Origin of the sequence: Brasilonema sp. UFV-L1 (assembly GCF_012912105.1) — a bacterium.
Classification (GTDB): Bacteria; Cyanobacteriota; Cyanobacteriia; order Cyanobacteriales; family Nostocaceae; genus Brasilonema.
Window position 1 is genome coordinate 51805 of sequence record NZ_QMEA01000047.1, and the last position, 22911, is coordinate 74715.

Annotated in this window: 21 protein-coding genes; 14 read left to right on the forward strand and 7 right to left on the reverse strand. The window is 41.3% G+C overall.

Features of this window, described 5'->3' with window-relative positions:
* Window positions 1-175: 175 nt before the first annotated feature.
* From DP117_RS15405 to DP117_RS15430, 6 genes are all read left to right on the forward strand, one after another.
* Window positions 176-1711 carry a DEAD/DEAH box helicase family protein gene (locus DP117_RS15405; protein WP_169219174.1) on the forward strand — a complete coding sequence of 512 codons (1536 nt, stop codon included), beginning with the start codon at window positions 176-178 and terminating at the stop codon, window positions 1709-1711.
* 225 nt (window positions 1712-1936) lie between these two features.
* Window positions 1937-3151, forward strand: a complete 1215-nt coding sequence (locus tag DP117_RS15410; protein WP_169219175.1) for a DUF790 family protein — start codon at window positions 1937-1939, stop codon at window positions 3149-3151.
* Window positions 3152-3210: 59 nt separating this feature from the next.
* The gene (locus DP117_RS15415; protein WP_211176128.1) at window positions 3211-3375 is read left to right on the forward strand and encodes a hypothetical protein; all 165 of its coding nucleotides are present in this window, start codon (window positions 3211-3213) and stop codon (window positions 3373-3375) included.
* A gap of 387 nt (window positions 3376-3762) precedes the next feature.
* The gene (locus DP117_RS15420; RefSeq protein ID WP_339381257.1) at window positions 3763-5001 is read left to right on the forward strand and encodes a sorbosone dehydrogenase family protein; all 1239 of its coding nucleotides are present in this window, start codon (window positions 3763-3765) and stop codon (window positions 4999-5001) included.
* Window positions 5002-5143: 142 nt separating this feature from the next.
* Window positions 5144-5494, forward strand: a complete 351-nt coding sequence (locus DP117_RS15425; protein ID WP_169219176.1) for a phage holin family protein — start codon at window positions 5144-5146, stop codon at window positions 5492-5494.
* Between the two features lie 116 nt (window positions 5495-5610).
* Complete coding sequence (locus tag DP117_RS15430) at window positions 5611-6390, forward strand: superoxide dismutase (RefSeq protein WP_169219177.1); 780 nt, start codon at window positions 5611-5613, stop codon at window positions 6388-6390.
* A gap of 89 nt (window positions 6391-6479) precedes the next feature.
* On the opposite strand, the gene DP117_RS15435 is transcribed toward DP117_RS15430, so the two are convergent.
* A complete protein-coding gene (locus DP117_RS15435; protein ID WP_169219178.1) occupies window positions 6480-7973 on the reverse strand; it encodes a HAMP domain-containing sensor histidine kinase in 1494 nt (497 codons plus the stop codon).
* Between the two features lie 346 nt (window positions 7974-8319).
* On the opposite strand from DP117_RS15435, the gene DP117_RS15440 reads away from it, so the two are divergent.
* On the forward strand, window positions 8320-8955 hold the full coding sequence (locus DP117_RS15440; RefSeq protein WP_169219179.1) for a general stress protein: 636 nt from the start codon (window positions 8320-8322) through the stop codon (window positions 8953-8955).
* 219 nt (window positions 8956-9174) lie between these two features.
* Complete coding sequence (locus DP117_RS15445) at window positions 9175-9651, forward strand: BON domain-containing protein (protein ID WP_169219180.1); 477 nt, start codon at window positions 9175-9177, stop codon at window positions 9649-9651.
* Between the two features lie 655 nt (window positions 9652-10306).
* On the opposite strand, the gene DP117_RS15450 is transcribed toward DP117_RS15445, so the two are convergent.
* The 4 genes from DP117_RS15450 to DP117_RS15465 form a co-directional block, all read right to left on the reverse strand.
* Complete coding sequence (locus DP117_RS15450; protein WP_248277671.1) at window positions 10307-11656, reverse strand: hypothetical protein; 1350 nt, start codon at window positions 11654-11656, stop codon at window positions 10307-10309.
* Window positions 11657-11658: 2 nt separating this feature from the next.
* A complete protein-coding gene (locus DP117_RS15455; RefSeq protein ID WP_169219181.1) occupies window positions 11659-12291 on the reverse strand; it encodes a hypothetical protein in 633 nt (210 codons plus the stop codon).
* An 830-nt stretch (window positions 12292-13121) separates the two neighbouring features.
* Window positions 13122-14300 carry an 8-amino-7-oxononanoate synthase gene (bioF, locus tag DP117_RS15460; protein WP_169219182.1) on the reverse strand — a complete coding sequence of 393 codons (1179 nt, stop codon included), beginning with the start codon at window positions 14298-14300 and terminating at the stop codon, window positions 13122-13124.
* A 319-nt stretch (window positions 14301-14619) separates the two neighbouring features.
* The gene (locus DP117_RS15465; RefSeq protein ID WP_169219183.1) at window positions 14620-14925 is read right to left on the reverse strand and encodes a cupin domain-containing protein; all 306 of its coding nucleotides are present in this window, start codon (window positions 14923-14925) and stop codon (window positions 14620-14622) included.
* Window positions 14926-15223: 298 nt separating this feature from the next.
* Between DP117_RS15465 and ftsE the strand changes: the two genes are divergently transcribed.
* Entirely contained in the window at window positions 15224-15976 is a 753-nt protein-coding gene (ftsE, locus tag DP117_RS15470) for a cell division ATP-binding protein FtsE (RefSeq protein WP_169219184.1), read from the forward strand.
* Window positions 15977-16153: 177 nt separating this feature from the next.
* On the opposite strand, the gene DP117_RS15475 is transcribed toward ftsE, so the two are convergent.
* Window positions 16154-16483, reverse strand: coding sequence for a 30S ribosomal protein PSRP-3 (locus DP117_RS15475; RefSeq protein ID WP_339381259.1), 330 nt, complete (start codon window positions 16481-16483; stop codon window positions 16154-16156).
* A gap of 208 nt (window positions 16484-16691) precedes the next feature.
* Here DP117_RS15475 and DP117_RS15480 point away from each other — a divergent pair, with 208 nt between their 5' ends.
* The 3 genes from DP117_RS15480 to DP117_RS15490 all read left to right on the forward strand — a co-directional run bounded on the left by DP117_RS15480 (window position 16692) and on the right by DP117_RS15490 (window position 19557).
* The gene (locus DP117_RS15480; protein WP_169219186.1) at window positions 16692-17519 is read left to right on the forward strand and encodes a TIGR01548 family HAD-type hydrolase; all 828 of its coding nucleotides are present in this window, start codon (window positions 16692-16694) and stop codon (window positions 17517-17519) included.
* Window positions 17520-17602: 83 nt separating this feature from the next.
* Entirely contained in the window at window positions 17603-18394 is a 792-nt protein-coding gene (locus tag DP117_RS15485; RefSeq protein WP_169219187.1) for a Tab2/Atab2 family RNA-binding protein, read from the forward strand.
* A 401-nt stretch (window positions 18395-18795) separates the two neighbouring features.
* Window positions 18796-19557, forward strand: coding sequence for a metallophosphoesterase family protein (locus DP117_RS15490; RefSeq protein WP_169219188.1), 762 nt, complete (start codon window positions 18796-18798; stop codon window positions 19555-19557).
* 157 nt (window positions 19558-19714) lie between these two features.
* Here the strand turns inward: DP117_RS15490 and DP117_RS15495 are convergent, their stop codons facing one another.
* The gene (locus DP117_RS15495) at window positions 19715-20584 is read right to left on the reverse strand and encodes a M48 family metallopeptidase (RefSeq protein WP_169219189.1); all 870 of its coding nucleotides are present in this window, start codon (window positions 20582-20584) and stop codon (window positions 19715-19717) included.
* Between the two features lie 321 nt (window positions 20585-20905).
* Here DP117_RS15495 and DP117_RS15500 point away from each other — a divergent pair, with 321 nt between their 5' ends.
* Window positions 20906-21442 carry a DUF4330 domain-containing protein gene (locus DP117_RS15500; protein WP_169219190.1) on the forward strand — a complete coding sequence of 179 codons (537 nt, stop codon included), beginning with the start codon at window positions 20906-20908 and terminating at the stop codon, window positions 21440-21442.
* A gap of 782 nt (window positions 21443-22224) precedes the next feature.
* A complete protein-coding gene (locus DP117_RS15505; protein WP_211176130.1) occupies window positions 22225-22833 on the forward strand; it encodes a hypothetical protein in 609 nt (202 codons plus the stop codon).
* Window positions 22834-22911 lie beyond the last annotated feature (78 nt).

Below are 22911 nucleotides of genomic sequence, written 5' to 3' on the forward strand. Positions count from 1 at the left end.
TTGAGATGCTCTGGCTGTTTAGGGAGTTTTCGCCACCTCCTGTGAACAATCGTACCAGAGCTTAGCAGCGCTTCAAAGTGCCCGTATCGGCAAAGATTTAACATACAGCTTTTACGTTATTAATATTTAAAAGTGAGACACATCTGACATTTTAAAAAAGCCAGGAAAAGCAAAAATGGCTCGCACGCCCACACTAACCTTTGATCGTGGCACATTAATTTTGCATCCACCACCACGCGGTAGGGCTTGGATGGATTTTGCTACATGGGATGATAGAGTAGAAAAATTCCGCATTCCGGCTATTCATTACCGTGCTTTGGTGGAAGCAATGCAAGCGGAAGATACGAACTTTGTTGATGAAGCTAAGGGGTTTTATCCGATAGAGTTGGTTCCTAGCCTAGAAATGGAACCTTACCCTCATCAAAGTGAGGCGTTAGCAGCTTGGAAACTCGCGGGAAGACAAGGAGTCGTGGTGCTTCCCACCGCAGCCGGAAAGACGTATCTAGCACAAATGGCGATGCAAGCGACGCCACGCACAACACTGATTGTTGTTCCAACACTGGATTTAATGCATCAGTGGTATGCTCATTTGAAGGCGGCTTTTCCTGATGCTGAGGTTGGTTTGCTGGGTGGTGGTTCGCGAGATAGAACACCTGTACTTGTTGCCACTTACGATAGTGCGGCTATCCATGCAGAAAGTTTGGGAAATCTGTATGCTTTGTTAATTTTTGATGAATGTCATCATTTGCCAACAGATTTTAGTCGCGTGATTGCAGAATATGCGATCGCACCCTATCGTCTAGGACTTTCCGCTACACCAGAACGAACTGATGGTAAACACGCTGACTTGAATATTTTAATAGGGAAAGAAGTTTACCGTAAAAGGGCTGAAGATTTAGCGGGGAAGGCGCTAGCAGAACATGAAGTTGTGCAAATTAAGGTGAAATTATCACAACATGAACGGGAGAAATACACTCAATTGATTCAAGTTCGCAACGACTTTTTGAAGGAATCAAAGATTTCTTTGGGGAGTCTTCAAGGGTGGCAGAGATTTGTGCAAATGAGTGCGCGATCGCAAGCCGGGCGTAGAGCTATGTTAGCGCACCGGTCAGCGAAAGAAATTGCTTTGGGTACTGATGGGAAGATAAGAGTTCTTGCTGATATATTAACAGAACATTATCCAGAAAGAGTTTTGATTTTTACTGCTGATAATGCAACAGTTTACCGTATTTCTCAAGAGTTTCTTGTTCCAGCTATTACCCATCAAACTCCTGTAAAGGAACGACATGAGATATTAACAAAGTTTCGGGAGGGAGAGTTTAAAACTTTGGTTGCTTCTCATGTGTTGAATGAAGGTGTTGATGTTCCTGCGGCTTCTGTCGCGATTATTTTATCTGGTACTGGTTCGACACGGGAGTATATTCAAAGATTGGGCAGGGTTTTAAGAAAGGGTAAGGATAATAAGAAGCAGGCGATTTTGTACGAGGTGGTGGCGGAGGATACGAGTGAGGAGGGGACTTCGGCGAGGAGAAGAGGTGTGGAGAGAAACGAACCGCAAAGACGCGAAGGACACGAAGGAAAGAGGGAGAAGAAAGGGAATTTACAGGTTATTTATGGGAGTGGGAAGGAAAGGAGTCTTAAGGCTGCTGAACAGTTGGAGATAAATTATAAAGTTCAAAAGAAACCACCGATAAATACGGATGAAAGCTGATAATATTGCAATAATTATAGGAACATCCCAATGCATGTAAAAATTCCAGGACTTACTCAAAAACTCTTTTAAACTCTCTTACCTTTGCGCTCTTTGCGTCCTTTGCGGTTTATTATTTTATTCTCCTGCTCCCGTCTCAATACAAGATAACAGTAAACTTGTACACTTGGAATGTTTTCATGATTATCTATATTTATCTGCGTTGTTCTGCGGTTCAAAATTTCAATGTTACCAACAGAGTTACTAAGTCATAGGCAAAATGGGGAAGAGATTATCCCGAAGAGATTGAAGATTGATGATAAGAATTTGGCGACGGCGACTGAGTTAACAACGACTTTTCAGAAAGCGGTAGGTGAGACTCAGGGTTCGCTTGAACGTCAGTTGTCGGAGTTGGAGGGAGATACTCCGGATTATAGGGAGAAGCGGGGTTTGGCTTATATCCTTAAAAGCAGTTTCTGTACGTTTGAGGTGGTGAGTCCTTTGGAACCTCAAATGTTACGAGAAAGGGTTTTTGCTTTGGCGGCTAAGTCTCCTCCGAGTCGGGAGTTGACAGAAATGACTTTAACAAAGGTTGCTGATGAATTGAGTCATGAACTTGAGCGCGAAGTTTTACCGAAACAAGTTCGTGAGGGGTTATATGCGGATTTGTCTGAAAATAAAATTTTAACTGCTTTTGATGCACCAGCGGCTCATGAATTATTGCATCGATACAATTTATCTCAGGTGCAGGGGGTGTTTTATAAGGCGAGTCAGTTGGTGATCAATGCTCATCGCAATGTTCCTGGACAATATAAGCTTTTGTTTCGCTATCTCAAGTTGTTTCAATTAATGTCTTATATTGAGGGAGATGCTGACCACGGGTTTACAATTACGATTGATGGTCCGACGAGTTTGTTTACTCCTAGTACGCGGTATGGTTTGGCTATAGCTAAGCTGATTCCAGCTTTACTTCATGTCACCAAATGGAGTCTTTCTACAACGTTGCAAATTCGTGATACGTACACAAATACATGGAAAACTGGAAGGTTTACTCTCAATTCTGAATGCGGTTTGGTGTCTCATTATTCAACGGGTAAGCCATACGATAGTATGTTGGAAGAGTCTTTTGCTGATAAGTGGGAGTCGATGAAAACGGATTGGGTGTTAGAGCGAGAAGTTGACTTAATTCCCATTCCTGGAAGTGTAATGATTCCCGATTTTAGATTAGTTCATCCTGATGGACGAACATTTTTATTAGAAATAGTTGGTTATTGGCGACCAGAATATTTACAAAAGAAGTTTTCACAAGTGCGGCGTGCTGAATGTCAGAACTTAATTTTGGCGATTTCTGAGCGATTGAATTTGGATAAAGCAGGAGTGAAATTAAATGATGTGCCTGCTCGAATTGTTTGGTTTAAAGATAAATTGTTGCCGAAAGCAGTATTAGCAGTCATGGAATAAAAGGGAGGAATCATATAAAGACTATTGATACAATTGCCACTGTCACAGCAGATGGCAAAATGACAGTACAGTTACCACCAGATATCCCAGGTGGTGAACATAGAATTTTGGTAGTTTTTGATGAAAACCCTTTGGTAGAGAAATCACAGAAAAAGGAAAAGCGTTCGCCTTTAAACTTCCCTGTAGATAATTATAGTCCCTGGGAATTGTGGGTGTGCCCATAAAGTGAAAAGCGAAGGCTTTGATTGCCAACTGAGCTTTTGTCATAAGCTGAGTCACCAAGCTCCCACAACAATTTAGTTAGTCACAACGGTTTTTACGGTTGCAAGTGCAGGAATAGTGACAGCTAGGATAAGAACTTGAGTTCCATCTTGGGTAATGTAAATGTTATTAACGATGTTTAACTTTTCCTGAATGATAACTTTTCATAAATATTTCCTATTCCATTAGAAAGATGCAATGACCTTTACTATGTATTAATCTATATCGCGAGAACTCATTTAAAGCTGCTGTTGAAATAAGCACAGAAAGTCTATTCTTTAACTTCTCAAGCTCTACAAAACCGAACTTCTATCAAGCCTTTTCAAATCAAAAATTAAAGGAAAAATGCCGTGAAAGCAAAAAGCTTATTCATTGGTTGTGCTTTGCTGCTGAGTATGACCTTTCCAAGCAAAGCACAACAACCGCCGGATGGGGAACAGCTACAACAACTTAATCAACAACTGAATATAGAGCGAGTAGAGGGTTACATAGTACAGCCTCAACGCCTGGAATTTGATGAATCGCTCTTGCAACAGCTGAAAATACCTGAGGGGTTTCGTATCACCGTGTTTGCCAAAGACTTAGGCAATCCCCGGAATTTGGCAGTTGGTTCCGATGGTACAGTTTATGTGACCCGCCGTGAACAAGGTGATGTGTTGGCGTTACGCGATCGCAATGGTGATGGGCGTGCAGATCAGACAGTAACTGTTGCCAAAGATGTTCCCTATGTCAATGGCATTACGATTTATAAAAATCGTCTTTACTATGTTACAGACACAAAACTTTACGCTACAGATTTGGAAAGGGACGGGAAAGTAGGTAGACCGGAGGTGTTAATAAATAACATACCTGATGCAGGACAACACCCCAATCGCACTATTGGCTTTGGTCCTGATGGAATGCTCTACTTGTCAGTGGGTAGCACATGTAACGCCTGCGATGAGCCAAACGAAGAACACGCTACTTTGCTGCAAGCACAACCCGATGGGAAAAATCGCAAAATTTATGCAAGGGGCTTACGCAATACTATCGGTTTTGCTTGGCATCCAGAAACGAAGGAATTGTGGGGGATGGATCATGGTTCTGACTGGCGTGGTGATCAGCAACCCCCGGAAGAACTGAATCTCATTCAGCAGGAACGTCATTATGGTTGGCCTTTTTGTTGGGGCGATCGCCGTCCGGATCTGTACCTACCAGCAAACCCAGATGGCATGACAAAACAGGAGTTTTGCTCTAAGACAGAACCGCCTGTGCTCACTTACACAGCACACAGTGCGCCCCTGGATTTGCTCTTTTACACGGCATCTCAGTTTCCTCAAGAATACCGTAACGATGCTTTTGTCACTATGCGCGGTTCCTGGAATCGTAAACCGCCCGCAGGTTACAAGCTTGTGCGGGTACGTTATCAAAACGGTAAACCAGTGGCATTTGAGGACTTCATCACAGGGTTTTTGAATGCAGAAGGAACAGCACAGTTCGGTAGACCCGTGGGACTTGCCATTGCACCTGATGGTTCACTGTTGTTTACAGATGATACCAACGGCGTGATTTATCGGGTATCGTACGTAGGTAAAGGTGGAGGTCAGTAGCACAAGATTGGGAGAAACAGACGCGGAGAATGTCTGCGCGTCTGGTGCATTCTCGTTACCGTCACTTTCTCTTCACATTTTTCGTTAATACTAAGAATATGAACCCCTCAACTTTAATCAAAATCTAGGAGAAGTGTTTCTTATGACTGGTCTAATTCTTACGTGGTTAGTCACCGCTGTCAGTTTTTTGATTATTGCTAAATTACCAATAGGAGTAGAAATTGATAGCTTTGGTAAAGCATTAATATCTGCTGCTGTGTTTGGAATTTTAAATGCTATTTTACTCCCCATTTTAACCTTTTTTACCTTCCCATTCATCATCGTTACATTGGGTTTATTCTTCTTTATTTTGAATGCCATTATCTTTGGCTTAGCTGCTTATCTAGTCCCCGGATTTCGTTTAATTTGGGGCTTCTGGAGTGCTTTGCTGGGTTCACTTGCTTTGGCAATCATTAATTCTATTCTCTTGAGATTAGTAGCACAAATCAGTTAGTAAATCAAGTTTTTCCAGATATGATTTTCTGATAGCTAAACACATAATTTCTACAACATATCAATTTGAATGTAAGAGGTGATGATTTTTTGCGACACAAAATTAGCTATTTTCTAATGGGAATCGCTCTATTTATCCTGTTAGCTTCTTGTCAACTAACACCAGTAGCAGAGTCACCATCTCCCACAGAGACTCCCACAGCGATACCTGTAGTGACACAAACCCCTGCGACTTCTTCCCCTGTAGCTTATGTTGACAAGGAATTAAGCGCTAATCCTGCACAGCTTCCGCCATTACCTTACGACTATGGCGCATTAGAAAAAGCTATTGATGCAGAAACAATGAAACTGCATCATGATAGACATCATGCAACGTATGTCAACAACCTCAACGACGCTTTGACAAAGCATCCTGAACAGCAAAATAGAAGTGTAGAAGCTTTGCTGGGCGACTTGGACAGTGTACCTGAAGATATTCGGACAACGGTACGCAACAACGCTGGTGGACACCTCAACCATACAGTTTTTTGGCAAATTATGAGTCCTCAAGGTGGCGGAGAACCGACTGGTCAGATAGCGCAAGAAATCAACCAAACTTTTGGCAGTTTTGATGCATTTAGGAAACAGTTTAACGAAGCAGGTGGTGATCGCTTCGGTAGTGGTTGGGTTTGGTTAGTGCGTAATCCTCAAGGACAACTGCAAATCACAACGACACCAAATCAAGACAGCCCAATAATGGAAGGATTGTATCCAATTATGGGTAATGACGTATGGGAACACGCATATTACCTCAGATACCAGAACCAGCGCGCCAAGTATTTAGAGAATTGGTGGAATGTTGTGAATTGGTCGGAAATCAATAGGAGAGCGCAAGTTTCATCACAACGGCAAAGTTAGGAGGTACGCGCCTGTGAAAAGTCTGTTAATTAAAAATCCTGTGGTCAAGTGGGGTTATGGATTCAATTTCTAGTGAAGATTTCTGGCACTTATTGACTACTAACTTCCAAAGGAAGGAAAATCGTTAAAACTTCTCCATGACGCGGACGTTCGCGCACAATAAGTTTACCCCCAATCGCTTGAAATAAATGCTTAGTTGCGTTAAGATTTAGGCTTATGGTGCCTGTTTCTGGCTGGAACATGAGTAGTTGACCCAAGGCTTTACGAATTGGTGGTGTGTATTGAGAACCTAACGCTTTTTCACTACCTGCTACTTGGGTTAAAGGCAATAATTGTAATTTTAATTGATCTCCTGCAGGGATAACTCGCACTTGAATATGGCTACCAGCTGGCAAACTACGGGTAAAATTCTCCATTAAACCCATCAGAACTCGATCCAACATAGCAGGATGACTAACCACGGTTGGTAACTGCTGAGGTAAAACCACATCCAAAGTCAAATTCCGTCGATTGGCTGCTTGTTGCCAACGTGGAATACTCTGCTGTAACACTTGCTCAAGAGACATTGCTGTAAGTTGAGTATGAGGATTTGTGGATTTTACAATCGCAGATGTTTCTAGTTCTGCTGCTCTAAAAAGCAACTCCATACGATCTATTTGCTCAGTACATTCGCGATCAATAAGTTCTAAACGCTTGATCACATTTGTTGACAAATCACGCTGTTTCAGCAGTAAACGAGTGATGGTGCGAATCGTTGTTAAAGGAGTGCGAATTTCGTGAGCAAAAGCTTGCAGCAGTTCTACGTCGGGACGAGTATGTGTTTGTGATGACGCACACAAAGACGGACGCGACGACACAGGAACTGTTTCTACAAACTCTGGACGTCCCCGTGTCCCCAAATCTTCGTGTTTCGTGATTTCTGTGTCTTGTTGTTGTTCTGGAAATTGCGTCAACAACAAACGACTAAACTCCATCACTATACGATAATCTGGAGTGACTGGACAATACTTATGTACTAAATCTTCTAAATCGGCAAATAGATCTGGGTTGCTGACGACAACTCTTGCTCCTAGCGATCGCCATGCTAACTCAACAACCTCTGGCTCAAAAGAAAATGAAAAACTCTTATCACCATTGGTGTCTTCTGATAAAACCAGCACTAATCTAAATTGCTTGGTGAAAACTAAACAAAACTGTTCTGTTGCTAACGGATCTGTTTTCAATACAGGTAAAACCGACTCACCAGGAGCAAATGCATCTGCCATTGGCACACCAGGAGGCATTTGAAATGGCATAAGTGCCAAGGGGTTAAATGGCTTTGCCGTAAAACTGACAGTCTGCAAGCTTCCAGCCAGTCTTGGTTCGCTGAAAACAGGTGCTGGCGCAGCTAAAACTAATCCTTGTGTCGCTTCACCTTGTGTGGCTTCACCTAAAGCTGGTGCTAAAGTCTTTAACAACAGTTGCTCTGTCGCTGCTATGCTTACGCGCCACTGTTGTTCTGCTTTGGCAGATGAACATTCAGCCACTGTTGATTGACTATTTGTTAAAACTTCCTTCAAACTTGGCAATATCCATTTGTACACAAGTTCTCACCCCTGAATAAAGAGCGACTGACAGTGTTTTTGGCAGGCATTCACTACTATCTATGAGGTTATAAGTATTTCTGTGTTAATGAAAGTCGTATAACCGAACCATAAAAGTGAAATTTCCCCTGTTGGGGGCTAAAGTCATGAAAGGATGTTATGATTCCCAAGTTTTTGAGTAAATAACCAATCTATTGATAGATATCTAGCATAACTTGCGGACGATGAAAGTTAAAGCAAAACAAGGCAAAACTGTAATAGAAGTACGAAACACATTAGAAACTATATGTTTTTGTGCTTGTTACATGTTTTTGTGCTTTTTTTAGCTATTTAATGGAGGAGTAAAATGGCTTTGGGTAAACACAAGCGCGCAGTCGGCGTGTTTCCTAGCCGTCGTGAAGCCGAGTATGCACTCACCGAACTCAGAGATGCTGGCTTTTCAATGAATAAGGTTTCTATCATTGCTAAAGATGCTGAGCGCAACGGTGAAATTGCTGGTGTCGAAACCCAAGAACGTATTGGTAACAAAGCTGATGAAGGAGCCGCAACCGGAGCAGTTACAGGGGCAACATTAGGAGGCATTACTGGCTTACTTGTAGGTTTAGGAACGTTGGCGATTCCTGGTGTCGGTCCTATATTACTCGCAGGCGAAATAGCGACAACTCTAGCGACAGCCGCAGCTGGCGCCGGAATTGGTGCAGCTGCTGGTGGATTACTAGGTGCGCTCATTGGTTTGGGAATTCCTGAAGAACGAGCCAGAGTATACAACGAACGAGTATCTCGTGGTGAATATCTGGTGATAGTAGACGGGACAGAGGACGAAATTCGCCGTGCTGAAACTGTTTTGACAAACCAAGGTATTCAGGAGTTCGGAATCTATAATGCACCTGATGTTGCAGACACTCGCGTAAATAACACTGATCGCATTGTAAACAATCAGCCTCAAGTAACTATTGTTGACCGTCGGGATACAACTGTTTAGTTAGTCATGAATTAAAACGGTCAGCAGTTTGCCCTGCTGACAATACACAGTAAACAGTGACCAGTTATCAGTAAGACCAGTGCTCTAGGAAAGTCTCCAACGCGAGAACGCGAGAGCCAGTTCCTTAAGTTGGAATACCCTTGTGTTGACTGCTGATCTTATCCAAATGCTCTACTTGTCTTGTGAAACCTTTTAAAACATTAAAGTTGGAGAGAGAAAATGAACAAGTTTATTCCATTGATCATTAGCGGTGTCATCGCTATTGGTGCGGTTGGTTGCGAGGCTCCTTCAAGAACGAGTGCTGATGCTCCCTCAGGAACAAATGAAAACGTTAATCCTCCTGCACAAGACACTGCTCAGAAAACTCAAGAGGATGCCACTAGCCAAGTTCGTAAAGACCAAATAGAGTCTGATATCAGATCACGCGAACAACGTAATGATGCGACTGGTGGTGATGCTCAAAGAGACGATGATGATTTAGAGAGCGAAGTTCGCGGTAAATTAGAGGCAAATTTACCAGCCAGTCAATTAACAATTGACGCGGAAGAAGGTGCTGTAACAGTAGCAGGAACAGTTCCAACACAAGAACAACTCAATAAAATCCCCACTTTGGCACAAGAGATTAAAGGTGTCAAAAGTGTGAAGGTGAATGCAAAAGTTGCTCCAGCACAACCTGAATCAAAAACAAATAACTAAGCTCAGTAGTGAGTTTTGTCAAATCTTGCATGAAGTGAAAAACCGGGTTTCTTGAGAATACCTGCTTGTGTAAACCTTAATTTTTGGTTCAGAAACCCGGTTTTTTGAGTCTTGTTAAGAATGCTGCAAGATATCAGTTTTGTCACTTATACCGATTTGAAAAAAGAATGCGACAGATACACATTCCCAAACCCAAGTTTCGTCTCGGCTTTCTTTATTTTGAATTTTGAATTTTGAATTTTGAATTGGTATTATGGGGTTGTATGCAGCATATTGCAAGCTTTGTAAATGACAAAGAGCAAGCTCTAAAAACCAGACTGTAAGCCCTTTTGATTTCTGCCGGCAAAGCTTTGGAGTAGGCATAGTTATTCAGCTTTAAGTATCTACCAACTGAAAAATGAACGCTCGCATTTTTATAGAAAATAAAGGAATGCGAGCGCTCCTCATATGTTGGAAGTCTTAATAGCTGGTAGAGTCAGCTTTTAAAAATTCCGAAATCTAAGTACTACATTTCATAAATTCGTATCACAACGTCGGGCTTGTAGTTGTGCTTAAGCGCTCAAGCGCAACGCCTGAACTATTACGCTACAAACTTGTGCAATGTTGTACTAAACAAGATTTGCTGAAGTACTTTCTGGGTATAGAAAGGCTAAATTTAGGCTCGCTTTTGCATACGCCACTGCTTCTGAGTGAGTATGTAAAGGGCAATGATGAGTAACACAAAAGGCGTTATTGTTGTTGGCTCCGGTACCTTCTTGACTTCCTGTCCAGGTACAGGCCCACCAGAAGGAGTAGACGGTACTTCTATGATTTGACTGTTGTCACCAGGAGAACCGCCGCCTGAAGGAGGAAGAGACTCACCACCAGAGGGAGGTGTAGCAACAACAGGTGATGTATTTGGGACAATAGTCGATGCTTGAGCAGATGAGCTATCTCCACCACCACCACCAAAGGCAAGTAGAAGTAATAGTAAAGCCACCACGCCACCACCAGCAAGCCAGCCCGTCGGAAAAGAACTCCCATTCCCTTGTGGAACGACAGCAACTTCAGCCAGGATGGGAGAAAGCTCGACGTTCATTGCATCTGGCTCTAACGCTGTAGCTTCCAACGAAATAACATCTCCAGCAATAGCTTCTGCAGTAAACCAATTATCTGGATAAGCAGCAAAATCCGTTGGAGGAATACCAACATTTGGACGTCCGAACTTTGCTGTTTCTGGTGAATAAGGTATCGAGAGGTCTGTGAGAATCGTCTCTTTGAGAGACTCTTCATTTCCAGACTTCAACACACGCATCGAATCGGAAAATTTCTGGGAGTAAAACTTGGTTAACTCTGGCGCTAAACCTAAAGATTCAATCTGCTGCTGAGCATTGGGAATTTTTGCCACCTCCTCAAGTAACAGACGCCCATAAGCGTATTTCAAATCTAGTAGGCCATGACGTCCATCAAGTGAGTTTCCACTACCTTCTGGTTTCCAGTAAAAGTTTTGGGTCACCTGTCCCAAGCCTTCTTGTGGAGTCTGACTGACTGTTTGCTCAAGAAGATAGCGATACCCATCCACGATATCGGGGTTGCCGTTCTGCCAGAATGAGGCGTAGGGTATTTCAGCCAGATTAGGATCGTTCCCGTAAAAGGCAGCAAAATTCTGGTAGTTTTCTTCCCCCCCAGCTGCTTTCATCAGCAACTGCTGACGGCTCGGTCCACCATTTGACTCAAGTAATTTCTCAAAGACTGCGCCTGCTTTGTTACAAGCGGCACCAAATCCCACACTACATGCAGGAATAGCTCGCATTTGATTTAAAGGACGCCCCGATACTTGATACCGAAGATAGTTTTGCTCCAGTCCTGGTTGGATTCCATGCTTTCCAACGTTCAACTGAGCAGAAGCAGATTCAGATGTATTGAGTACAGTTGCAAAAGACGATAAGGATGATAAAGTAACCGCGATCGTCTTAACTTTTGACTTCAAGGGATTGACCTCCAACAAGTAATTTTGAATGCGCATTATCAGACAGCAGAAGACGATAAATTCTGAGGTGAATTAATGTTAATCGTGATTGCTGTCCCCTTTAGTTTTCCACCTGTGACAGGATGGTACACAACAACTCCACCGCTTGGTTGATCAAAAAGATAACCACGATTAGAGAGTTGTATCTTACCTTGCTTCACAAGCGAAAAGAACGCTTCCAGATATCTGCGTATACTTTCACGGTTCCCTTGATTTGTCTTGGTATGCTTCTCTATGAGCATCATGAACAAGTCTAAACTGCGGTTGGTTTGCCCTTCAACGAGAATACCGCCCTCCAGGAAAGAGCTAGCCACAAGCTTTCCATTTATTTGTTGGACTTTAAAGAGGGTGTAATAACGTCCTTGCTTCCTAGAATCATTTCCATAACAAGTCCACGAACCATCTGGGTTCGGTGTAAAACCTTGCTGTCCTAAATAAGAAAGTGGAGAGCTACTTTGCTCACTAACCGGCGGAGGCAACAAATTTTCCACTGTATCAGAAGAGCAAATTCTCTGTGCCGTTTCTTGTTGGGGAACTGTTGGTGCCTCTTGCGCTCTTACCAAGTCAGACATCATAGTAACCGCACATATAGAAATAACGAATGTACTAAATAAACGAGCTATTATATTCATGTTTTTTACCGATCTTTAGTTATAAGTTATTTGAGAATCCCTTTTCTCAAAGGAAATCTTTAATTTATTTCTTCGTATCTAGATACAATTATTCAGACATTGCTTCCAGATTTAGATAAAGTCCCTATAAATATTTAAAAAGAATCTATGAAATAAGCTCCGTTCATAAGAATAATAGAATTTTTTAATATTTTTTATAGATAGGAATAACGAACGAGTATGCTACCCAAATTCCTCCTTGTTTACCTTGGAGCTATTGGTAACAAGGCTTTTTGTTATTTTTCTCATAGAGAAACTTCTTAGAATACCTGATAATTAATAGGTGTTTTTACTCTTTTGAACTGAGTTAACTTCTTGTTAACCCAAATCTGATTTGTGAAGCAAATTTAAAATTATTGTAAAGTTATTCATTTTGGTAGTTTTGCACTGTATGTATAACTTACCCTTGATCAGAAATTTCTACAGGATATCCATATGTGAGCGTCTCAGAACTCTATCGCGGGAAGATTGATGTTCGTTCAACAGATACTACTTATGCAGTTTAAAGAGTCTAGGTTTGAGTCATTATAGTTTTGGGTAAAGTGACTATTGTTTGATGTTATAAAGTTTTTATAAATGACACGACTAACTTTGTTGCTGTTCTTACTATTTACATACAGATGTCTAAAATCATGACATTTTGTTTGAGAAATGTAAACTTTAAAACTCATACTGATTAACCAGAATATTCGTATCAATTTCCTATACTATAAGGCAGTGATCAAAATCACAATATGAATGTGCATCTGTGCATTGCCAGAAAAGCATTTTTTCGTTCAAAAAATGATAGGTTAATTATATTGAATTTCAATACTACTCAAAGCTTTTACTAATTTCTCAATATGAGTTAATTGATGAGTTGCCATCAAAGAAATTCGTATTCGACTCGTAGGAACAGTCGGGGGACGAATAGCAGGAGCAAAAATGTCAGCAGATTTTAGCTGTTGTCCAACTTTGAGCGCATCCCCCGCAGTTGGTAATTGAAAGCAGAGAATGGGTGAGGAGGAAGGTAGCAATTTCAGCTGGGGTAGTTGCTGTTGGATGAACTGTTTGAGTTGAGCGACATTCTGCCACAATTGGATGCGACGTTGTGGTTCTTGCTGTACGATTTTTATTGCTGTTAGTGCCGCTGCACTTGCACAACTTGAAAGCGCTGTGGTGTAAATCCAAGTCGGTGCGCGATTTCGCAAAAAGTCTATCATAGCTGTACTCCCAGCTACGTACCCGCCTAGACTACCCAAAGCTTTACTCAAAGTGCCAATTTGAATTAACTGCTTTGGTGTACATCCAAAATGTTCTACGCATCCAGCGCCAGTGTTCCCTAGAACCCCGGTAGCGTGCGCTTCATCAATGAGCAGCATACAACTAAATTCTTCGGCTATCTCTAACAGTGCTGGCAAAGGACATAAATCACCATCCATGCTGAAGACGCTATCAGTGATGATCAGACAACGTCGATAGTTTTGCCTTTGTTGACTCAGTTTAGTTCTTAATGCTTCAACATCACAATGAGGATATTCAATAATAGTTGCACCACTCAGGATTGCGCCATTTTTCAAACTAGAATGATTGTACTGGTCAGAGAAAATCAAATCACGCTTGCCAACAAGAGCAGTTATTGTCCCTAGATTTGCGAGATAGCCAGAGCTAAAAACTATAGCATCTTCTGTTTGTTTGAGTGATGCGATCGCCTTTTCTAATTCTCTGTGTATTTCTCTGTGTCCACTGAGTAATCTAGAACCAGTGCTACCCGTACCCAATTCTTGGACAGCGGTCGTTGCTGCTGCTATCAAGCGTTCATCCCCTGCCAATCCCAAGTAGTCATTACTGGCAAAATTAATCACCTCTCGTCCTTCCAAAAAGACTGTTGCTCCTGGAAGACCGTGGATTGTTTGTACTGAGCGATACCAGTCAGCACGGTGAATTGTAGTCAGAGATTCTTCTATCCAAGCGTAAGGGTTTGTAGGCACGGTAGAGAAGTCAGGGAAGTTGTTTTTTCTTTTCTATGATAGAGACTCGGTGTAATGATGACTTGTGGCATCTACCTTTTCACTGTTTGTAGGTGGAGTGCGATACGCCGGAGGCATTAAGCAAAGCTTACTGTGGTTCTGCACGGCGAGAAAGCTGGAGCATCGCCAGTTACAGATTTGACATCTTTATTCATCATAGAGGCCCAAAGCGCGAATTTTCAAAACGTCCTGATTTCAGACTCCATATTCATTTTTTTATCTCAATTCTTACATTCCTATTATGAAAACTTTACTTTATTTAGACAATTTTTATGCATGATTATTCAATCTTGTCTATAACCAGTAAAGTTGCTTTTCCTTCAACTCTAGCGCGATGTTTGGTTTTGGCAGGAACTATAAAAAGCTCATTGGTATTCAGTGTATGCGTTCCGTCTTCAGTATCAAGATGAACGATACCTGAAATGACATAAAAGAACTCATCACTTGCATTGTGTGAATGCCAATTTGCTGTTATGTCCTGCATCACTCTGAAGCGAACGTTATTGCCATTTATTTGACTAATGTTAAAGCTTTTCCAGCTTTCGGTAATGCCATTTCCCAAGTTCTTGAGGTTATATTTTTCCATTTTCCACCTTTTATATCCATTATTTCGGTATACTATCTTCATCAAAGATAAACTCTTTTAAAGAACGTTTGAAAACTCAGTTTGATTGTAAAAAGCTCTCAAGGCGTAAGACTTTGTTTGTGTGGAAAGAGATACCTTAACACAACGGCAATCAGCGCGAGAACTCAACACCGATGGTGACACAGTGCTATGCAGTTACCAAAAAATTTTGGTTTTTAAATTTGGGATGGTTCAGATTTTGCCTGGGAATACTGATTGTATTCAATCTCAAATCTAGAATCTAAACTTCTCTTAAACAATGGTAGTATTAACCACACAAAAACCGATTGATAAGTTTGTTGTCCCGGCTGAAAACAGCGAAAGAAAAGACCATAATCATAGTATCGGGGCAATGGTGCAATTGCGCTCTGTGTCAAAAATCTATACTAATGGCTATCATGCTCTTGTCAACATAAATTTAGAAGTCAAAAAGGGTGAATTTTTGTTTCTCACAGGACCAAGTGGTTCTGGTAAATCCACGTTTTTAAAACTGTTGTATGGCGATGAGTTACCAACACAAGGAGATGTGATTGTTAATGAGTCTCATGTTACAGCAATGAGAGGCGATCGCCTCTCATTTTTTCGGCGACGCATTGGTGTTGTGTTTCAAGACTATAAGCTGATTCCTCGGCGCACAGTGGCGGAAAATGTGAGTGTTGTGCTCAAAGCCCAAGGATATACGCGCAAGGAAATTCAACGGCGTTTAGAACCAAGTTTAAAACTGGTAGGTTTATACTCTAAAGCAGATTGCTTTCCAGAGCACCTTTCTGGTGGAGAGCAACAACGAGTCGCTATTGCACGGGCAATCGTGGGAACACCACCTATCATTTTAGCTGATGAGCCAACTGGAAATCTAGATCCAGAAAATTCTTGGCAAGTGATCCAGATTTTCCAAAAGTTAAACTCTTTTGGAGTGACGGTGATTGTGACAACTCACGATGAACAGCTTGTTCGCAGCTGTCATCATCCGGTGGTACAAATCCAAGATGGGCAACTTTCTCAAAAAAGCTAAGTGGGGGAATGTGGGTTCAAAAACAGAGATTATGGCGATTCTTGTTTAAATTAAATACACAAAGCCTAAGCAGAGACGTTCCGCCAGAACGTCTCTACTTAAACCTTTATGCCTTGGGCCAAACAAAAGATACAAGCCGACGCCACTTGCTTTAGCAAGAGAGTTAATAATTCTACTCTAGGCGCTACCTGTAAAGCCAACTTCGGGAAATTTTAACTGGGCTTCAGCCATTGGACGGTTTCTACCTTCCTCTTGCCAATAGTTAATCACTTCTGTAGCTTTATTGAGCAACTCCACTCGATCTAGTTCACTAATCCAGTGTTTTGACTCTAGCTCTTTTTTTAACTCTTCCCAGGCATCATTCCTTGGCCAGAAAAAGTACTTAGTCAAAGGGCTTGTGCCTTTGCCTACAACTTGATCAACTGCCAAGGCAACGTTTTCATCTAGCCACAGTATTTTTAAAATAAATTTGGACAATCGCACCTCCGGGGAGTATCCGGGTAACACTCACTAACTTTGCGATCGCTTATTCTAACGCAATATCTACTAGCTTTCCAAACAGAAAATGTAAAGTCGGGAATCAACAGTGCGTACAACGAATGAAATGTTAAACCATAAAAGAAAAATTTTTGACCTGTTGTGACTATTGACTATTGACTATTGACTCTTGACTAATGACTAATGACTAGTAACTCCTCTAAAATCTCCGCGTTCTATGACTGAAAAACTCTTACCAAAGGCGATGGTCATTTTCGATATTGACGGTGTTGTGCGCGATGTCAGTAATTCTTATCGACGAGCGATCGCAGATACTGTAGAGCATTTTACACAAGGAGCGTATCGCCCAACACCACTCGACATAGATCGGCTCAAGTCTGAAGGTACCTGGAATAATGATTGGGAAGCTTCTCAAGAATTCATTTACCGCTATTTTGAAACTTTATCTTTTTCGCGTGAGCAACTACAGCTCGATTACAACACCATTGTCGCCTTTTTTCAATCGCGTTATCGAGGATCTGACCCCCACAAATTCACAGGATATATTTGCAATGAACCATTATTGCTACACTCGAGATATCTAGAGGAACTTACAAAAGCTGATATTTCCTGGGGATTTTTCAGTGGTGCAACTCGTGCTTCTGCGACTTATATTTTAGAAAAACGCCTCGGTTTGAAGTCTCCAGTATTAATCGCAATGGAAGATGCACCAGGTAAACCAGATCCCACTGGACTTTTTGCAACTGTTCGTTTGTTAGAGTCTTCTGGCACTAAAAATATTGACAAATTAACACCAGTAGTCTACGTGGGAGATACAGTAGCTGATATGTACACGGTAGAGAAAGCGCGTTTGAAGGAACCCTCTCGGATTTGGATTGGTGTTGGTATTTTACCTCCTCATGTACAGCAGATTGTAGCGCGTCGGGATGCGTATGCGGAGAAATTGATAGACGCGGGAGCATTTATGGTTTTCAAGAATGTCCAACACCTGAGTCCGTTTAGAATTGAGGAACTACTGAACGAAACAGGTTTTAGACAAGTGTAGGTGATATTTTGTGAGGGTAAGAGTGCAAGCTTTTTGTGCTTCCATCCCTCAAGTTTCATAATTTAGTCTGATGCGTGCATCTCATGAAAATTTGGCAAGCTGATTTTTATCGTCGTCCGCAAACAGAAGCATCTGGACAAGTGATGTGGGAGTTGCTGATTTGTGATCCAACGCGCAGTTTTGAGTATCAAGCAACATGTCCCCAGTCACAAGCTTCTTCAAGTTGGGTAGCGTCTGAAGTTGAAAAAGCCGCGCTTGAACAACTACCAGATATCATTCAAGTTTTTCGTCCTCAGTCTTTGAGTTTAATAGAACAAGCTGGACGTAGTTTAGGCATTTGTGTTGAACCAACTCGTCGTACTTTGGCGTTAAAACAGTGGTTGCAAGAAAAGCAATATCCTGTATTCTTGGACAAACCACCCCCAATGCCATTACCAGAAAATCTTTGGGGAGAAGAATGGCGTTTTGCTTCGCTGAGTGCTGGTGATTTGGTACAGGTGTTTAGCGATCGCCCGATTCCTATTTTAGAAATGCCAGAATATCTCCTGCCTATCAATCTCGGTTTGGCATCAACAATACCCGTTCCTGGTGTCGTTATTTATGGTGGAAAAAAATCAATGCGTTTGGCGAGGTGGCTGCAAAAAGCTTATCCTGTGACATTGAATTACGTTGCTGGTGATAGTCATGGGTTAGTTTTAGAAGCTGGCTTAGTTGATAGGTGGATTGTTGCCACATTTGAAGACAAAGAAGTCGCAGCTGCGGCTAAAGTTTATGAACAACGAAAGCAGCAAAGCCAGGGACTACATTTTTTATTAATACAACCTGATGATTCAGGAATGACTTACAGCGGCTTTTGGTTATTACGTGAGGAGTAAAAAACCTCGATTCAGAATTTCACCTCAGAGGATGTCTGAGATTTTTTGAGATTGACAATTACTTTTTACATAGAATATGCGATATCTTTATTTCTGTCTAACGGATGAAAAGTTTTGGAAAAAGAAATGTTATTTTCGGGAGAAATATCAATAGTAAATTTTCCCGAAAACGACAACTTAGAAATTAAAGATTTGGCTTTCTATACTCAAAGTCTCTAAGGATATAATTGCTTGAGAGTTGATTCATGAAGAGTGATTGTTCTTTCGAGTGACACAAATGAGTTACAATTCTATAAAATTTCTGTTTTTGCTGTCTTTTTTTGACTCAGATTTACGAAATTAACTCAGTTGACATTGTAGCAGCAAGTAGTATAAGGCAAAGTTATTAAAGCATAAAGCTGATGAGCGCAACTAGCTACCGCCGAATTGTGATTGGAGATATACATGGTCATTATGAAGGTTTAATGACGTTGCTGGAAGCAATCGCTCCCACGTTAGATGATCAAGTCTACTTTCTTGGAGACTTAATTGATCGTGGACCTCACAGCGCACAGGTTGTCAATTTTGTTAAGGACAGTTGCTACCAATGTCTGTTGGGGAATCATGAGCAAATGTTATTAAACATTTTTACCAATGGACAAGTAACCACCTCAATGGTAAAGGCATGGCTGTACAGTGGAGGGCAAGCAACCTTAGGCAGCTATCAACAACCCACAATACCTCATGACCACTTGGAGTGGTTTAAAGGTTTACCTACATATCTCGATTTAGGAGATATTTTGTTAGCTCATGCTGGTGTTGATCCCTCAATTCCTTTGGCAGAACAAACTGCTGAACAGCTTTGCTGGGTGCGTGACAAATTTCACAGTATGCAAAAACCATATCTTCCTGATAAGCTAATTATTGTGGGTCATACTATAACTTTTACGTTACCAGGGGTAAGTCCTGGTAAACTAGCACAAGGAGAAGGATGGCTAGATATTGATACAGGAGCGTATCATCCCCGGAGTGGCTGGCTGACAGGAGTAGACATTACAAATCAACTCGTTTATCAGGTCAATGTCCATGATCATCGTCTGCGTACCTTACTTTTAAAGGAAGCAGTGACAACTGTTAACCCAGCTAAAGTTGAGGTTGGACGTTGCAATAAGCAACGAGTGTAGTCACAAAAGATGCGGACAAGACGAGTTACACCATTCGAGAGTTCGCGTGATGAACGAGTGTGAGAAATTCAATTTGGAAAAAAGCTATTGAGAGCAAGTCGTCTAGCGTTTAGAAGTCTGTCTTCTTGTATGCACTAGAACTTATGACTTTGATGACTTATCTTAGCAGTGCTTTGATGTTTGCCTGATAATTAGAACTATCCAAACCCGCACCCCCAGTTTTAGGTTGATCGTTGATAGCACTTTGCAAAGCTTTGATGCGATCGCCTGTTGCAGGATGGGTATTTAAAAACGTGGGAGTGTTAGAACCTTTTTTGAGTAGCTTTTGCATAAAGGAAACCATTGCTGATGGTGCGTAACCAGAACTTGTGAGAGTTCTTAATCCCCTGCTATCAGCATCATATTCATCTCCACGACTACGGGGACGGTTAAGAGCTAATTCTACACCAATCGACACGGCTTGGCTACGATCCAACCCAGCAGCAGATGCTAAACCACTTGCAAGTGCTTTTTGTCGCATTTGTTTGACAAGGTGTTTCCCACCAATATGACCGATTTCGTGTGCGATCACACTTGCTAGTTCCGCTTCATTGTCTGCGGTTTTGAGTAAACCTGTGTTAACATACACAAAACCTCCCAAAGTAGCAAAAGCATTAATGCTGTTATCGTCAACAACTTGGAAGGTGTAAGGAAGGTCAGGGCGATCGCTATTCGCGACAAGACGCTGACCAATTTGTTCGACATAACGATTAACCGCTGAGTTGCGGTAAAGTCGAACTTGACTTTTTACCAACTGATCATTCATCTGCTTGCCAAGATCAACTTCCTGACGAGGAGATACATTAGACAACTGAATAACTTGGACTCCCTGAATAATAAAAGGCAACAACCGTTCAGCATCAATAGCCCTTACTGTCAAGGGTGTAACAAAGCATATAACTATAGCAATAATGACAGAAACCAACGGGTAAAACCAAGGTTTTCGAGAACAGCGGGGATTTATAGAAAAGCGTTTCCTATTCATCATAAATCCGATAAATCCGGTTTGAAAAAAGTTTTGGGGAATGTAGAACTAACAGACGGATGCATAGTCTTATAAGTTGCATTCTAAACCCTTTGTTCAAACCAGTCTTGTACCGAGGGTATATCTTCCGGGCGACAGCAACGCCCGATTTCGCAAATTAGACTTACCAAAAAGTCCGTCCAAAATAAGGAAGTTGTGATAAACTGTCGCATGACCGTAACACCCAACGAAATTCACTGCTAACTCCGTAAGTACAAATGCTCTGTCTCTAAGAAACAATACTGTTATAATCAGCAACTTTGCTCTTACTTGGAAAAATTTGTTATGGCTATTTTAGATTCCAAAGGTCGTCTATTCGGTAAACTTAACATTCTCGATTTAGGTGCTGTACTCGTCATTCTGCTTGTGATATTTGGCATCTTTATTTTACCTGGTGGTTCCGGTTCGATTGCCCAAGTTGGTAGTAAAACAGTACCTATCGAAGTAGACTTAATTGTTCGGGGATTAAACGTACTCGATACCAAACAGTTATACACACAAGGATTTGAAAAAGGCGGAAAAACTAAAGTTATTATCCGCAATCAACCTTATGGTCAACTTGATATAAAATCTGTGCAAGAACTACCCAGAAACATTTTAGTTCCTCAACCAGATGGTTCGATTAAAGAATTGCCAGAACCAAACAGAGCAAATAGCTTTAGTAAAGATTTACGTTTAACTGTGACAGGCAAAGCAAAAATCACTGACGAAGGACCAGTTCTCGGTAACAGTAAAGTAAAAATTGGAATGCCAATTGAATTAGATGGCTTCAACTACAACTTTAATGCTACTGTCATTGATGTCAGATTACAAGAAAAATAGGTGACAGCACAATAGAGGCTTCAGTCGCCAGAATATACCCTCGTACTTGAAGTGCGGGGGTTTTTAGTTATTAAATCATAAACTCAGCAAAAGCAAAAATCTTTTGATTGAACTAATAGCTAACCTCCTTTTTGAGAAATTCGTTCATTCCACGGAAATGACAAGAACTTAGAACGGGCTAACCCTCACTCCTTCTCTCCCAGCCTACAGCACGAAGCGCCCCGATAGCATAAGCGTGCCTTAGGCATAGGGGGCGCGCGTATCGGCACTTAAAGAACGCGCTGCAGGAAACACTAACACTCAGACACTCAGACACTCCCTTCTCTCCTTTCTTTCCCTATTTTCCAGTTTCTCAATTTTTTTCATCAGTAGTTTACCTACGCTTACAGATGAGATCCGTACACTGCTCATTCCTAACTTTTTAATAAAGTGCCTGTAAAATCTACATATTTGTTATGAAGATTCGGTAATTTTTTTTCTACATTGAAAATCTTTTTTGCTTTTAAACGTCCCTAAATATATGCTTAATCTACGGTTTTACACTGGTAGCACCTATAACTCAGGGCTGAGACTCCACAATAATTTTTTATGATACTCTATCAGAAACATCACTGATATGAGTAAGCGTCCCGAAAAGTGTAAACACTCATTGAATATATTAAGTAAGCTGGGGTGTGCTTATGCTGCTAACTGATGAACTAGTTTTTGTACTAAGAATTTTATGCAGCTCATCAAAATTAATAAACTTTTATGTAGTGGATCATCTAAGAGTTCTCTAGATAATGACAAAGTGGGGTGTCGTGGTAAAGCAGGCTAGTCTTCAATCGCAGGTACAGTCAACTATTGAAGACCATAAATTTTCTTTAAACAGATTTGATTTTGATTCTCAAAATCAAGATGAGGTTTCAGGTTCGCAAGCTCAAGTGGGAAAAGTCATTGACAGCGGAGTCGTATCAGTACCTACTTGCATCTACTTAACTTTAGAAGATTTAAAATGTTTTGAAGCAGTGGAACGACAGTATGAGCGATGGGGCGTCATTTTTAACAATTGTATAGCAATACAGCCCTCAAACCCAGCATTTCCTGCCCATTCTGGTATGGTCGTGTTAATGGGAGCGCCTAAAAACGGATATTTAGAAGCAACTTTTCTGCATCCTGTTCATTTTGTCAGTGCTTTTGTCACCAGTTCACAGCGGCTTGTACTTTCAGCGTACGCTCGCGATCACCAACTACTGACACAAACGGTACTACCAGGAGCAAACCTTGCCAATTCTGACTCAGTTGTACCTCCCAACACTTTATTATCTGTATCCGCAAACGAAATTCATCGTGTCACTTTTTGCGCTTTTGATGGTCAATTCACCATTGATGACTTTAGTTTTTGCTATTAACAAATCAAGCGTTTTACTCTAGGTTAGGTATTCCAGTGTTTTCAAAATATACATTTGGTAGTGAGCAAGTGTCAAGCA